Genomic DNA, 13,297 nt, shown 5'->3' with positions numbered 1-13,297 from the left:
AACGGGGGTGGGAGACCATCCATGTCTTGCAGTGCGGCTTCTTTGTCAGTTCGTCTCAGGGGGCAGATGCTGGGATATGTTTGCCGCTTATGGATGTGCTCAGCGACGCCATCACCGCCATGCGGACGGGGCGGCCCCATTCCTCCCGAACCCATCTGCCCGCGCCCTGGGGCATGCGCTTCGCCGCCTCTGAGGGAGCCGGCTTCCACGTCATCTTGGAAGGATCCTGCTGGCTCCTCCCTCCCGCGGGTGACCCTCTCGCGCTCGCCCCAGGCGACGTGGTGTTCCTCCCGCACGGACGCGGGCACGGCATCGCGGACCATCCGGCCACACGCATGGTCGACGTCGTCGAAGCACGGGACGGAAGCTGGGTGCTGACCGAAGACGTAGCGCTCGGGATCGGCCCGGCCACCACTGTGCTGTGCGGTTCCTACCGGCTCAACCGAGCCCGGGCCCACCCCCTGCTCACCGGACTGCCGGACGTCGTCCATCTGCCCGCCCGCATCGGTGTCCATCCAGCCTTGCGCGCGGCCGTCCATCTGCTGGGCAGCGAGTTGGAGCAGTCGGGGCCCGGCTCTGATGCCGCAGTGCCGGCGCTGCTCGACACGCTGCTGGTGTACATCCTGCGCGCCTGGCTGCACGACCAAGCCGGCAACGCTGCTGGCGGCTGGGCCGCTGCCCTCTCCGACCGGGCCGTCGCCGATGCGTTGCACGCGATCCACGACGATCCGGCCCATCCATGGACCGTGGCGGAACTCGGCGCGCACGCCGGTATGTCCAGGGCGGCTTTCGCACGGCGATTCGCAGCGGTCGTGGGACAGCCTCCCCTGGCATACCTGACCTGGTGGCGCATGACCACAGCCGGCCGACTGCTCACTTCGGGCGATGCCCCGCTGCGAGGCATCGCCCGGCAATGCGGATATTCCTCCGAGTTCGCCTTCGCCAAGGCCTTCAGCCGGGTGTTCGGGATACCGCCCGGCGCCTACCGCAAGACACACGCCATGGCACCCGACCAGCCCACACACGAGCAGTAGAACTGAGTGCTGGAGTTTCCGGGTGAGTGTGGAACGACCGCAAGAAGAAGAAGCGCCGCAACGGAACGCTGATCGACAGCCTCAACGCGCTCGTCACCGCAGGACTGTGCCAATAAATCGACCAGCGAGGATGGAACCACCCCTGGGCCCCCTCCCCTCACCGAGCACGAGCACAGGGCCGTACCCGCCAAAGGAAACGGCCTCTAACGGATGCGCCATGGGAGCAGCTGGGGCCGTTCCTGCCGGTCAGCAACGGACGATGCGGCCAGTGGCGCGACCTGCCCGAGCGCTTCGTGAGTACCTGCGACGCCGGGCATCCGACACACCATCCCGGAGAGACCCACCAGCCATGCCGCCGACTTGCGCACAGTCATGAGGTTCTCGTTGTTCGTGCACATGGCGCGCTGGGTCCAGGAGGTCAGCCATCGACAGCTCTTCGAGAACCTCTCCGAGTTGGCCCTGAGGGCCGAGGCCGGCGGGTACAGCACGGTGCGGATCGGCGGGCACCACGCGATGGAGTACACCATCTCCCCCACGCCGGTGCCGCTGCCGACCCTTCGACGCCTGGTTCGGCAACAGGACCCCACCGCAGAACGGGTTCCTTCCGCCCAGCGCCGAGTCGAAGTTCGAAGGCCGCCCCGAGTTCGAACCGGAGGCATTGCACAAGACCGCGATGATCGGCACCGCAGCCGAAGTCATCGAGCGACTACGTGCCTACGAGGAAATCGGTGTCGACGAGTACGACTCTGGATCGACACCGGCCTGCCGCACGAGGAGAAGCGGAAGTCGTTGGAGCCATTCATCAAGGAAGTTGTTCCAGCGTTCCGTTCCAGTGACAACGGCTCACTAAATGAGGCGCCGGGAGCGGCCTAAAGTATCCCGGCCCGCCGTTGGCGATGAACCGTGTCAGGGATTGCTCCAGCAGTTCCAGAAACTGCCGCAGATCATCAGCCACCCTGTCCAGCTCGGTACATCCAGCGATCCTTCCACGTCCGTGGCCGAGGAGTGAACAGCAAGGGAGCAGCAACTGCCGCGTGCCACGCCGAGTTGTTGTGGTCGCTCCGCGTCAGCCCAGGTCTCATCGTGGCCGAGGCGCGTGTCGTCATGGGTCGGCTGGCTCCGGACCAACCCACTCCCCTGGCCACTGTGCTGGACTCCCTCGAGGTCGCCTCGTCCAATCGCTACGGTGGACCACATCAGCCAGGGCTGACCTCGAGGACAAGATCGGGAGACCAACGGGAGGGGCACACCATGCAGTTGGCCGCTGACAAGGGCGACATCAATACGATCATCGGGGGCATCGCGCCCGACTGGGGGCCCTTCGGGGCTCTCGGTACCGAGGCCAAGACGATGATCCAGGTGGTCATGGCACTCGCCATCCTGATCTGTCTCGGAATCGCCATTTGGGGAGCCGCGAAGCAGCGGATCGGCGCCACCGCCCTGCGCGACACATTCAGTGCCGAGCAAGGCAAGGGCCTGATCGTCGCCGGACTGACCGGCGTGTTCATCATCGGCTCACTCGGCACCGTATTCACCATCGTCTACGGCATGGCCGTCTAGCCCCCCGGACACCCCAGTCCCGGGCGTGGAACGGGTCACCCCAGTCGCCGGCGTAGAAGGACACGTACAACATTGGCGTCGTGCGACCCCGCACGGGTGAGGGTCGGACACTCCTTCGACCATGCCAAGCGTGGCCCGCGCCACGCGTCGTTCCAGCGGTCGAGGCAGGTGGGGCCAGAGGGGCCACGCTGCTCGCATCGCTGCACGCAACGAGATGGCCGTCAGTCATGGGCACCCTGCGGCGCGACTGATGAGAATCTCGAGAACCTCTGCTGCCGCTCGGGTGATCCACCAGACTTGCTCTTGTTTCCCCACGGCGAAGGGTTGGCAGCATGGCGGGCAGCGCACTTCTGGTGATGGATGTCCAACGGGACGTCGTGGCCATCGCCGACGACGGTTCCGGATATCTGCCGCGCTTGCGCAGGGCGATCGAGGGTGCCCGTGCTGCCGGCATCCCCGTGATCTACGTGGTGATGGTGTTACGGCCGGGCGATCCGGCAGTCAGCCCTCGCAACAGGGTGATGAGGAACGTTGTGCGGGCCGGCCTGTTCACCGAAGGGGCCCCTGGCACCGAAATTCATCAGGATGTTGCTCCCCAGCCGGGCGACGTGGTGGTTACCAAGAGGCGAGGGAGCGCGTTCTCGGGCAGTGACCTCGACTTGGTACTCAGGGCTCGCGATATCGACAGCCTTGTTCTCACTGGAATCGCCACCAGCGCGGTGGTGCTGTCCACCCTGTGGCGCGCCATCGACCTGGACTTCGGCCTCACCGTCCTGGCGGATGCCTGCCTGGACACCGACCCCGAGGTGCACACGATGCTCACCGAAAGACTGTTCCCGCAGTGGGCGGATGTCGTCGCCGTCGAGGACTGGCTCAAAGCCATCGCACCGCAATAGCGCGAGGCTCTTTGGACTCGCTTGCGGGCCACGACGGCATCGCCTCCCGCCGACCGGGTGAGGTCAGCCGGTGGCCGTCTTGCGCCGCGGCTCGGGCGTGGGTGAGGGCGAGTTGGTAGGAGGCGGTACCGGGTCTGGAGCAGGTTGCCGCCGAAGGTGAGCGGTCGACGATGGGCGCGCAGAGCCGGGGGCGGGGGTCTGGGTCGGGGGGTCTGGGTCAGCCCCTGAAACCTCTCGCCGAGGCGGCGGCGCCAGCCTCGTCGTCCGCGGAGCGATCGCATTCGACACCAACCGCGTCGGCGATCACCACGCTCGACATCGTCGTGCCGAGTGACGATCCAAGCCCCCACCTGACTTGCGTAATAGACGGGATCGGTCTCGCGCAGCAGCGCATACCGTGCGTACTGATCGTCAAACATCGTGTCGTCGAACAACACAGGCCGTCCCATGGCCGACACCACCCGACACGACCCGGTAGGTGACTGCAAGCCCCCCACCAGATCCCCCCCCGGACATGCCGTCGGCAAACGCCGTGCCGGTGCGCGAGGGCTTGATCTCGCTTTCCAGGTCGGGCTCGAGCCCGCCATTTGGGTATACGCCACATGTGCGCACCCCTGCGGCTCCACGAGGGTTCGGATCCTGCGTGGACCAGCCGCAGCCCCGGGCCGCGTCAGACCACGGTTTCAGTGGGGTGGTTCGGGCGACCATCGACAGGCCGCCGACATCATCAATGCGGCCCAGTAGGAGGTAAGCGGACCCTTCAGGACCCGCTGGCACCACTCATCACCGCTTCGGACGCGGTGGGGGCGCGCACCTCGATCCTGCTCGAAAATTCGTTGGCGGACAACGGGGGCCGTTGCTACCTTTTCGGAGGCCGTGCGACAGAACGAGGAGGTGGTACCCCGTGAACACAGTATCGACGTGGGTGCTCCCCTCCGGGGTCACGGTCGGACGATAGGCAGGTCGTCCGGGAGCGCCGTTCCAGAGCCCTCCCGAAAGGCACGACCATGCAGTTCACTTCCGAACAGCGCCTCGATGATGGCGTCCTCGAGCGCGAATTCACCCTCGGTGAGATCCCCGGCACCCTGTGGACGCCGGAATCCGCCGCACCGGTCCCGTTGATCCTGATGGCCCACAACAACGGCCTGTCCAGGCGGCAATCGCGGCTGGTGGCCCGGGCCCGGCACTCAGCGGCGTACGGATACGCGGTGGCCACCATCGACGCCGCCGGGTGCGGTGACCGGCCCCGTTCCGCCGCCGACGAGCAGGCCCGCGCCGACCTCCGCCGGGCGATGCAGGCCGGCGAGCCGGTCGACGAGCTCTTCGGGTCTTTTATCGGCCCCCTGGTCAAAAAGGCGGTCCCGGAATGGCAGACCACCTTGCACGCGCTCCTATCGCTGCCCGAGATCGGCGGGCCGGTCGGATACTCGGGGTGGATGGCCGTCGGCATTCGGCTGGCGGTGGTCGAGCCGCGCATCGCCGCCGCCGGTTTCTTCGCCGGGGGTTACGTGCCCAGGGCCCAGCGCGAGGAGGCCCGGCAGGTCACTGTTCCGCTGCTGCTCCTGCTTCAGTGGGACGACGAAGGGAACCCTCGGCAGCGGGCCCTGGACCTGTTCGACGCCTTCGGCACCAAGGAGAAGACGCTGCACGCCAATATGGGCGGGCACACGGGTACCCCGTGGTTCGAGGTGGACGACGGGAACCGATTCTTCGGCCGGCACCTGAAGTGAGGGCGGGCCAGCAGGCAGGCAGACAGGCAGGCAGGCAGGCGGACAGACAGACCGTAATCGGTGCCGGTCAGGATGCCGCTCATCGAGGACGGCCCCGGCCTTCCTCGATGGCGGTGGCCGCCAGATGCATCAAGCTTGCAGCGGGCACCACCGGGACCGTTGGAGGCCAGGGCCTGCTGATCGCCTGAGCCAGGACCCGCCGCCAGCGATTCGCCGGCATCCGGGTCACCCTGAACCACCGGGCCATCTCTCGGTCATTGGCTTCGGCCTCGATCAAGTCAGCGCCTGCGAGTGGGACTTGCTACTGAGCTTGAACGGGTGATGTCGGGCGTCCTCCTGACGCCTCAGCTCACCAGCACGCGGTCGGGGCCCGCAAACGGGGGCCCATTCGGCGAACCGGACGACCACGCCATCGGCCGGTCCCGCGGCGGGCCCCGACCACCAAGATCCACCTCGCAGCCGATGCCCGCTGCAGGCCCCGCGCGTTCGTTCTCACAGCCGGACAGGACGGCGACGCGCCCGTCTTCACCGACGTCCTGGCCCGCCTGCGCGTTCCCCGACGACGTGGTCGTCGACGCACCAGACCGGACGTGGTCCTGGCGGACAGGGCCTACTCATCCCGCGCAATCCGCGACCACCTACGCAAGCGCGGCATCCAGGCGGTGATCCCAATCCCGGGGGGATCAGCGTGGCCACCGACTGCGGCGGGGCAGCCGGGGCGGCAGGCCACCAGCCTTCGACCGCGAGACGTACAAACAGCGCAACACCGTCGAGCGGTCCATCCACCGCCTGAAGCAGTGGCGAGGTATCGCCACCCGCTACGACTAGACAGCGACCGTCTACCTGGCCGAACTCCGATCGCTGGGCTCTTCCTGTGGTCCGCCCGATGATCCAACGAAAGCCCCTCGCCGAGGTGGATGCGCGACCCGTCCGGATCGACGGTCACTCCGGCACGTCCCGGTCTCCCCGCCTACTCGCGGGGATGCCGCGCCGTCCCATGGCCCCGGACCAGGTCGTCCAGCGCCCGGTCCAGGACTGTGAGCAGGTGTTCGTGCTCCTGTGGGGTGTACAGCATGCGCAGTGCCAGGCCGTCGGACAATGCGATGACGGCATCAGCGACGGCCGTCGCGTGGGTTTCACCTCCGGCCGACTCCAGCCAAGTGGCCAGTGCCTCACGGATGTCCTGGTCGACCTGCCGTCGGACCGCGGCAAGGCGGGGGTGGTGTGCCGCGTGGACGGCAAAAGCCAGTTGGGCGGTGACCTCGGCGCGTCGCTCGGCGTCCACGGGGAGCGTGGTCAGGATCAGGTCACGCAGCGCCTGACGCAGCGGCAGTGCGGTGTCCACCTCGGCCATCCGGCGCTCGACGCGCTCACCGGCCAGCTCAGCGGCGAACGTGAGCATCTCCTCCTTGGTGCGGAAGTACTTCTGAACGGCGCCCGGGGAACGGCCCGTTGCAGCGGCCACGGTACGCACGCTGACCTCGTCGAGGCCGCGTTCGGCGACCAGCTGGAGCAGGGCCGCACCGATCTGCCGACGCTGTTCCTCCCTGTCGACGGTCTTGGGCATCGGTCGCGCTCCCATCTTTAAGATACAGTCGTATTCTAACCTTGCGTCAGGCGAGGTGCTGCACGGAGCCGAAAGGAGACAAGTGGACCGACGTGAGCCTGCCCTGCCCACTGTGCGTGTCTCGGACCGCGACCGCGACGAGGCGCTCGGCGTGCTGGCCGCGGCGCTCGCCGAGGGGCGACTCGATCCGCACGAGCACGAGATCCGTTCCACACGCACCCTGCGGGCGCGTACTGCTGATGAACTCGCCGCGCTGACATCCGACTTACCCGCACCGGCACCGGCCCGCTCGGAGCAGGACCGCAAGGACCTCAGGGAGTGGCTGGCCGAATGGCGCTACTGGCTCGGTGGAGCGGTGATCATGTCCGGGATCTGGGGCACACGCTGTACGCAGAAGGGAGAGCTGACCTATTACTGGCCGGCCACGCCGCTGGGGGTGTGGGCGGCCGTGCTGATCGCCATCGCCATCTGGCCGCGCGACACGGGACGACAGGGGTAAGGAGCCAGTGGTCGCACTGCGCCTCGGTGAAGCCTGTTGTTTAGCAGGTCGCAGGGAACCCGATCGCATCTCGTCAGCGCCGCAGACGCACGTGCCTAACCCCGCGTCTGCGGCGTGATCCAAAACGACAGGCCCTAGGGCGCTTCTTTCGGATCAGTGATGAGAGTGGGGCCGCCAGGCGAGCCGATGCCGGGTGTTCTGGGCTGAGGATGGCTGGCTGGTAGCCACACGTGTTCGAGGGAGCCGTACGATGCCTGCCGTGGACACCTCACGGGACGACTCGCGATGCGGGCTCTGTGGGCAGGTTGTGAATGCCCGGCACGAGCAGCACCACGAGGAATCGGTGGTCAGCGCGGGGAGGCGTGTGGAGTACGTAGTGATCGAACTGCGCGGCGCCCATGCCCTCTATCAAGCTGCCGATGAGCCCTCTCGGACCCGCAAGACCCATGCCGCCGACCTGGCGAAGCAACTGGGGATTGACCTGCCCGATCTTCCTGGCCGCCATTACACGTGCTGGGAGACACCTGGGGAGTACGGCGGCGTCTTCCGGAGCGGCTTCGAGCTGGCCTGACATGCTGCAGCGCAGGGACGTGCAAAAGCACTACTAGGCGCTGCGGGGCCGGCGGCCTGAGGGCTTCGCTGTCTTTTTGCAGGGTTAGGGGTCCATGCCGCTACCGCTCGTCATGCTCACCGTGCCCCATCGGCCGGGCTTGGCACCCGAACCTCCAGGCCTCTGATTCCCAGGTAAACGAGCGCCCATGTCCTCCAGCATGCGCCGCGCCATGGTCCAGGCGCATGCTGGGAGTGCGGCGACGAACTTAGCTGCGGCGCAGAGATTCTGTGACACCGCTTGAGATACAGCCGCGGCACATCAGAAGGTTCTTGGTGACCCAAGGGTGCCGGCGCCGAGCGCGCTCGCATGACCTCGTGCCCCGCGTATTCCCCGAAACCCGAGGCTCGCCTTGATCGCGACCACGAGGAGCGCGCGATGTCGGATCAGTTGAACGCCGCACTTTCGGGACAGGCCCCAACAGCGCTTGCCGAAGACGTATCTCTCGCGACCCCCCTGACCGCACCCCGCATCGCCGGTCCCGACGCTGTTGCGGCAGCTCTCGACACGTACCAGCAGGCCCTCGCCGCGCCTGAAGCTACAGTCCGGCTCAAGGGAGACGGGGTGGAGGGGGTCGTCTACAGTGCGAGCCCCGGTGGACGAGAGACAGAGATCGCGGCACTCGCCCGGCACAACGCTGCGGGCCTGATCGCCACCATCGACGTCTACGGCCGGCCCTGGCCATTTATGGCCGCTCTGCGTGAAGTGATCGCGAAGACCGACCCCACCCTCGCAGACCCGAGCCTCGGAGCCGGACCGTATACCCCGGAAGGGCCGACGCCGATTTGGGTCGAGCATCCAGCCGTCCCCCCGCTGGCGCAGGACGTCACCCTGTACTCCCCGATCCTGAGCGAAGAGCCGACGGGGAAGGGTGTCGTCGGGCCTGTCCTCAAAGCAGCGGCGCAAAGTTTCAGCGACCTCAAGGTTCGTGCCGTCCTCGACATAGAGGGCCAATCGGGATTCGCGGTGGTGATCGACGAATACGTGGACGGTCACGTACAGCAACTCGTCGAGATGTTCACGCTCAACGATGCGGGCGAGGTCGGGGCGATTCGCATCTTCACCCGCCCATGGCTCGTGACCGCCCACTTCCGAAAGAACATGTACGCCCTGCTGAAGGAAACGCTCGGCCCCGAATTCTGGGAGGGGCCCGACCCCGAAGGCCCCTTGCCCACACCCTGACATGAGGCCTACGCCTGGACACAGGACCGGCTCCTGGCGGCATCCCACGAAGCCATGCGGACGGGGTACGCACCTAGGACGCTTCTTTCGGATCAGAGAGTCTGGAGTCGCTGATGGGCCGCGGCGCCGGTGGCCTAGACTCCGAACTCTTGATTCGGGGGGTTCGGCGGGGGCGACATGGCAGGTGACGGTGACAGCTCTGGCAGAGCGCGGCTTGTCGACTTCGGCATTGTGATGCTGTTCGGCGCTGTCTATGCCAGTGCGTTGTTCCTCGTGGTGACGGGCTTCACCGTAGAACCGAGTGGTTGTGGCGGGCGCTTTCGCGCTTCGTGCTCAGGTGAGACGTACTGGCGCCTCGGCTTCGGCTTCGGTCTCATCCTCTTGGTGGCACCAGTCCTGCACAGGGTTGTGCCGAGTGTCCCGATCGAGCAGGGTGTCGGCAGGACGGCGGCTGTCACCGCCCTGGCGTTCGGCGCAACGGTTGGTATCGCCCTGACCGCAGTGGCAGTTCGCGCCGTGGCCTGACGTGTGAGATCGCCTCGCCGACCAGATGAAGATGGCGGCGAGATGGAGTCCCGCGAGGTAGATGGTGGCGGTCTTGTCGTATCGGGTTGCCAGGCCGCGCCACTGCTTGAGCTTGGTGGCCTGGCCAGGTACCGGGCGCCGCCGCGATACTTCTACCCGCGGCCAGACGTCCTTCCAGCGGGCTTCGGCTGGCGGGACCTGCGCAACCTGGTCGTGCGGTCCCGCATCCAGCTCGGTGGCTCATCGTGTTCGTTTGGGACAACGTACGCCTCCATCTCACTGTCGGGGTGCGGGATTTCGTCGCTGCAAACGCGGCCTGGCTCACCTTCTTCCATCTGCCCGCCTACGCACCCGACCTGAACCCGCAGGAGGGAATTGGTCGCTGGTCAAACGCGACCTCGGCAGCCTCGCCGCAGCCGACCCGGCGCAAATCACCCGGGTTGCGAAGCGCAGACTCAAGCAGATCCACTACCGACCCAACCCGACCCGACCCGTCGCGACCTGGTCGACGGCTGTCTGAACGGAACTGGCCTGATCATGGAGGCAGACCGACATCCCCCGCGTGAGGTGAGGGGGTATTCGATGGAAGACCGAGCCTTGCCGTTGACAGGCTGGGGCCATGAGTCTCCAGCCGAACGATGAATCCAACCACTCGTGGCTGGGCAAGCCGATTGACGCTCGCCCGCTGTTCGGGCCGGAACTGGCGTCGCTCCTCGACTTGCTACGCGGTCTGCGGCCCAATGCGTGGAGCAGGGCTGCGGTCCCGGGCTGGACCGTCCACGATCTCGCCGCCCACATCCTCGGCGACTACCAAGGCCGTCTCGGCCGGAGCGCTGAGGGACACCAGCGCACGATGGCGCCTGGAGAGACACTGGAAGCGTTCATCCACCGGGTCAACCAGGATTGGATCGACCTCCACGCCGGTCACAGCCCCGCAGAGCTCATCGAGGCCCTAGAACTGGCCGGGACCCAGGTCGCCCGACAATTCGAGGGAACCGACCTCGGCGCAACGGGCCTGGGAGTGTCCTGGGCAGGGGCCGACCCGGCACCCAAGTGGCTGGACATCGCCCGGGAGTTCACCGAGTACTGGACCCACCGCCAGCAGATCAGGCACGCCACCGGCCAGGACACCGATTCGGCGCCCGCCGTTCTGTCCGTGGTCCTGGACACCTTCATGCGGGCCTTGCCCCACACACTGCGTCACACGCCGGCACCCGCCGGGACACAACTCCAGGTGGTCATCGATGAGCCAGCCGTCGGCACCTGGACCGTGACCGCCACCGCGGAGCGCTGGTCTATGGCCGAAGCACCCGGCGGCCGACTGGCCGCATCCGTGCAGCTGGACTCAGAAACCGCCTGGCGCCTATGTACCCGCGGTATCGATCCTGGCACTGCCCTTTCCCGAGCCCACATCAGCGGAGAGCGCCAGATCGCCGAAGCCGTCTGCCAGATCGTGTCCATCGTCTACTGACGGCCACTGTGCGTCGAGGTCCATCGCCCAGGTGCGTCGCCGGCTGGCACAGATGACAGACCGACGTCACGCATTGAAGTTCAGTAGCGCCGAGCCCGTTCCTATCTCCAGTCCATGGGAGGCGCCACCTGTTCAGTGCGAGAGATGTGTCGCAGCGGTGAGGGGCTGGAGGTACCGAGAGCAGCGATTACTTTGCTGATCCAGCGTTCTTGCGATTGCTGGCATTGAAGCGTGCCTTCTTCTGACGGTTCCCGCACGTGTTCATGTCGCACCATTTACGGGTGCGACTTTGGCTGGTGTCGAAGAAGGCGGCCTGGCAGGTTGCCGATGCGCACAAGGCCAATCTTCCGTCTCGTTCGCCTGCGAGGATGCTGATCGCGTCGGCGGCGATAACGCTCAGGGCATCCTCCACGGAGGAAGTCGAGCCGAGTCGCCATTGCAGATTGCCCTGGGGCGTCAAGAAGGGCGCGGCCCGACCCTGAGTGCTGCAGTCATTGATGATCTGGACAGCAGACACAGGGAGAGGGTCTCGGCGCGCGGCCGCTGTCGCAGCGGCGTGAATTGCTTCCCTCAGCTCCCGAGCGCGTTCGAGCTGGGCGGTGGTGCAGGACTCCACGGCGAGGCCACTAACCGCCAGCCAGTCAGCGAGTCGGTGCGGCGTGGGGATGCGCTCCACAGGGTCGCCGTGCCGCTCCGACAGGGTCCCCGTGAAGCTGGTCGCCAGCACCTTACCGAGGCGGAAGTCAGGGAACCGAGTGCTCATGGAACCACCTTAGCTGGTTGCACGCCGACATCGAGACCTGTTAGAACCGTCTTAGCCGGTTCCGACAGATCCCGAGCCCGTTCCACCGATGGCCAGGAGGTCTCATGTCCACACACTGGTGCGTCACCGACGCTGCGGCCGCAGTGGATCGTGGCGCTGTCACCACGTCAGCTCACCTCGTCGGGGGCATCTCATGAACCGTCGAACCAGCGACGTCCAAGCATTCGAAGCCCACGCAACCGACACCGAACTCGACGACCTTCGCGCGCGATTGGCCGCGGCACGGCTGCCGGAAGCTGAGACGGTTCACCGCGCCGCGCCCGACCCTCACCGATGGGAACAGGGCGTTCCTCTTGCCGACCTCGTGGACGTCGTGAACTACTGGCGCACCGGGTACGACTGGCGACCGTTCGAAACGCGCCTCAACCAGATCGGCCAGTTCCGCACGATCATTGATGATCTGGGAATCCACTTCCTGCACCGCCGATCCACCCGCGCAGACGCCACCCCTCTGGTCTTGACACACGGCTGGCCAGGCAGCATTGCCGAGTTCACCCATGTAATAGACGAACTGGCAGATCCGAAAAACGCGGACGCACCAGCGTTCCACGTCGTCGTCCCGTCGTTGCCAGGTTTCGGCTACAGCGACAAGCCGGCCACCACCGGGTGGGGAATCGAAAAGATCGCGGCCGCATGGGTAGAACTGATGGCAAGGCTCGGCTACAGCAAGTTCGTAGCCCACGGCGGCGACTGGGGAGGTGTGATCACCACGGTCCTTGGTGGCAGGTTCCCGGAGCACGTTCTCGGCATCCACACAACCACCGCGCAGGCACCGCCAGGGCTGCCAACGGACGGGCTGACCGCGGCCGAGCGCAAGTGGACCGAGGAGACCCGCGCCTTCTGGCGCCACCACGCGGCGTACGCGAAGCAGCAGGCGACCCGACCGCAGACCATCGGATACTCGCTCGTCGACTCACCGGTCGGGCTTCTCGCCTGGATCCTTGACAAGTTCGCCGAGTGGACAGATACCGAGGACAGTCCGTTCGAGACGGTTTCCAGAGACAGCGTTCTTGACGACGTCACCCTGTATTGGCTGACGCGAACCGGCGCATCGTCAGCCCGCATCTACTACGAAAGCCACGACTCGCTCGACCCCGAACTTCGGGTCGACGTCCCGTCAGCAATCAGTGTGTATCCCCGCGACATCGAGAAGTGTCCGCGCGTCTGGGCACAGGAGCGGTACCGACAGATCGTCCGATGGAGGTCGCCCGAAACCGGGGGACATTTCCCGTCGCTGGAGGTTCCCGAGTATTTCGTCAAGGATCTACAAGAGGGCCTCGCGGCAGTGCTGGCCGCTCATGGCAGTGGGTCATGACGGTGTCGACGCCGGCGTGGAGGCGTGAGAGCAGGGGCTGATTGTCAGCTGTCTCACACTCCGCTCGCCCCGCGCTCTCCCCTCC

At 66.4% G+C, this 13,297-nt stretch carries 14 protein-coding genes; 12 read left to right on the top strand and 2 right to left on the bottom strand.

Annotated elements, in window-relative coordinates; all coding sequences use genetic code 11:
• The first annotated feature begins 89 nt into the window (after positions 1-89).
• From ACFY5C_RS26575 to ACFY5C_RS26555, 5 genes are all read left to right on the top strand, one after another.
• Positions 90-1,034 (top strand): AraC family transcriptional regulator, encoded by a 945-nt coding sequence (locus tag ACFY5C_RS26575; RefSeq protein WP_389448171.1) that lies wholly within the window; start codon positions 90-92, stop codon positions 1,032-1,034.
• Between the two features lie 1,251 nt (positions 1,035-2,285).
• Positions 2,286-2,594 (top strand): hypothetical protein, encoded by a 309-nt coding sequence (locus tag ACFY5C_RS26570; protein WP_389448169.1) that lies wholly within the window; start codon positions 2,286-2,288, stop codon positions 2,592-2,594.
• Between the two features lie 332 nt (positions 2,595-2,926).
• On the top strand, positions 2,927-3,490 hold the full coding sequence (locus ACFY5C_RS26565) for a cysteine hydrolase family protein (RefSeq protein ID WP_389448167.1): 564 nt from the start codon (positions 2,927-2,929) through the stop codon (positions 3,488-3,490).
• A gap of 1,007 nt (positions 3,491-4,497) precedes the next feature.
• The gene (locus tag ACFY5C_RS26560) at positions 4,498-5,220 is read left to right on the top strand and encodes a dienelactone hydrolase family protein (protein WP_389448166.1); all 723 of its coding nucleotides are present in this window, start codon (positions 4,498-4,500) and stop codon (positions 5,218-5,220) included.
• Positions 5,221-5,606: 386 nt separating this feature from the next.
• The gene (locus ACFY5C_RS26555) at positions 5,607-6,110 is read left to right on the top strand and encodes a transposase (RefSeq protein ID WP_389448598.1); all 504 of its coding nucleotides are present in this window, start codon (positions 5,607-5,609) and stop codon (positions 6,108-6,110) included.
• Between the two features lie 80 nt (positions 6,111-6,190).
• Here ACFY5C_RS26555 and ACFY5C_RS26550 read toward each other — a convergent pair whose 3' ends face one another.
• Complete coding sequence (locus ACFY5C_RS26550) at positions 6,191-6,787, bottom strand: TetR/AcrR family transcriptional regulator (protein WP_389448164.1); 597 nt, start codon at positions 6,785-6,787, stop codon at positions 6,191-6,193.
• 82 nt (positions 6,788-6,869) lie between these two features.
• On the opposite strand from ACFY5C_RS26550, the gene ACFY5C_RS26545 reads away from it, so the two are divergent.
• From ACFY5C_RS26545 to ACFY5C_RS26520, 6 genes are all read left to right on the top strand, one after another.
• Positions 6,870-7,286 carry a DUF1707 domain-containing protein gene (locus ACFY5C_RS26545; protein WP_389448162.1) on the top strand — a complete coding sequence of 139 codons (417 nt, stop codon included), beginning with the start codon at positions 6,870-6,872 and terminating at the stop codon, positions 7,284-7,286.
• Positions 7,287-7,545: 259 nt separating this feature from the next.
• Positions 7,546-7,857 (top strand): hypothetical protein, encoded by a 312-nt coding sequence (locus ACFY5C_RS26540; RefSeq protein WP_389448160.1) that lies wholly within the window; start codon positions 7,546-7,548, stop codon positions 7,855-7,857.
• Between the two features lie 417 nt (positions 7,858-8,274).
• Complete coding sequence (locus tag ACFY5C_RS26535) at positions 8,275-9,078, top strand: hypothetical protein (protein WP_389448158.1); 804 nt, start codon at positions 8,275-8,277, stop codon at positions 9,076-9,078.
• 177 nt (positions 9,079-9,255) lie between these two features.
• Entirely contained in the window at positions 9,256-9,603 is a 348-nt protein-coding gene (locus ACFY5C_RS26530) for a hypothetical protein (protein ID WP_389448156.1), read from the top strand.
• Between the two features lie 245 nt (positions 9,604-9,848).
• On the top strand, positions 9,849-10,169 hold the full coding sequence (locus tag ACFY5C_RS26525) for a transposase (RefSeq protein WP_389448154.1): 321 nt from the start codon (positions 9,849-9,851) through the stop codon (positions 10,167-10,169).
• A 53-nt stretch (positions 10,170-10,222) separates the two neighbouring features.
• Complete coding sequence (locus tag ACFY5C_RS26520) at positions 10,223-11,074, top strand: maleylpyruvate isomerase family mycothiol-dependent enzyme (protein WP_389448153.1); 852 nt, start codon at positions 10,223-10,225, stop codon at positions 11,072-11,074.
• Between the two features lie 187 nt (positions 11,075-11,261).
• Here ACFY5C_RS26520 and ACFY5C_RS26515 read toward each other — a convergent pair whose 3' ends face one another.
• Positions 11,262-11,837: a CGNR zinc finger domain-containing protein gene (locus tag ACFY5C_RS26515; RefSeq protein ID WP_389448151.1), complete on the bottom strand. Its 576-nt coding sequence runs from the start codon at positions 11,835-11,837 to the stop codon at positions 11,262-11,264.
• 193 nt (positions 11,838-12,030) lie between these two features.
• Between ACFY5C_RS26515 and ACFY5C_RS26510 the strand changes: the two genes are divergently transcribed.
• Positions 12,031-13,212: an epoxide hydrolase family protein gene (locus ACFY5C_RS26510; protein WP_389448150.1), complete on the top strand. Its 1,182-nt coding sequence runs from the start codon at positions 12,031-12,033 to the stop codon at positions 13,210-13,212.
• Positions 13,213-13,297: the final 85 nt, after the last annotated feature.

The organism is Streptomyces sp. NPDC012935, assembly GCF_042900345.1.
Classification (GTDB): domain Bacteria; phylum Actinomycetota; class Actinomycetes; order Streptomycetales; family Streptomycetaceae; genus Streptomyces.
Note: the sequence above shows the minus strand (reverse complement) of the source record. Positions and strands in the feature narration are given on the sequence as shown.

Coding starts and splice junctions, on each gene's coding strand:
- ACFY5C_RS26575 (WP_389448171.1), top strand. CDS start 90: ATGGATGTGCTCAGCGACGCCATCACCGCCATGCGGACGGGGCGGCCC.
- ACFY5C_RS26570 (WP_389448169.1), top strand. CDS start 2,286: ATGCAGTTGGCCGCTGACAAGGGCGACATCAATACGATCATCGGGGGC.
- ACFY5C_RS26565 (WP_389448167.1), top strand. CDS start 2,927: ATGGCGGGCAGCGCACTTCTGGTGATGGATGTCCAACGGGACGTCGTG.
- ACFY5C_RS26560 (WP_389448166.1), top strand. CDS start 4,498: ATGCAGTTCACTTCCGAACAGCGCCTCGATGATGGCGTCCTCGAGCGC.
- ACFY5C_RS26550 (WP_389448164.1), bottom strand. CDS start 6,787: ATGCCCAAGACCGTCGACAGGGAGGAACAGCGTCGGCAGATCGGTGCG.
- ACFY5C_RS26535 (WP_389448158.1), top strand. CDS start 8,275: ATGTCGGATCAGTTGAACGCCGCACTTTCGGGACAGGCCCCAACAGCG.
- ACFY5C_RS26530 (WP_389448156.1), top strand. CDS start 9,256: ATGGCAGGTGACGGTGACAGCTCTGGCAGAGCGCGGCTTGTCGACTTC.
- ACFY5C_RS26520 (WP_389448153.1), top strand. CDS start 10,223: ATGAGTCTCCAGCCGAACGATGAATCCAACCACTCGTGGCTGGGCAAG.
- ACFY5C_RS26515 (WP_389448151.1), bottom strand. CDS start 11,837: ATGAGCACTCGGTTCCCTGACTTCCGCCTCGGTAAGGTGCTGGCGACC.
- ACFY5C_RS26510 (WP_389448150.1), top strand. CDS start 12,031: ATGAACCGTCGAACCAGCGACGTCCAAGCATTCGAAGCCCACGCAACC.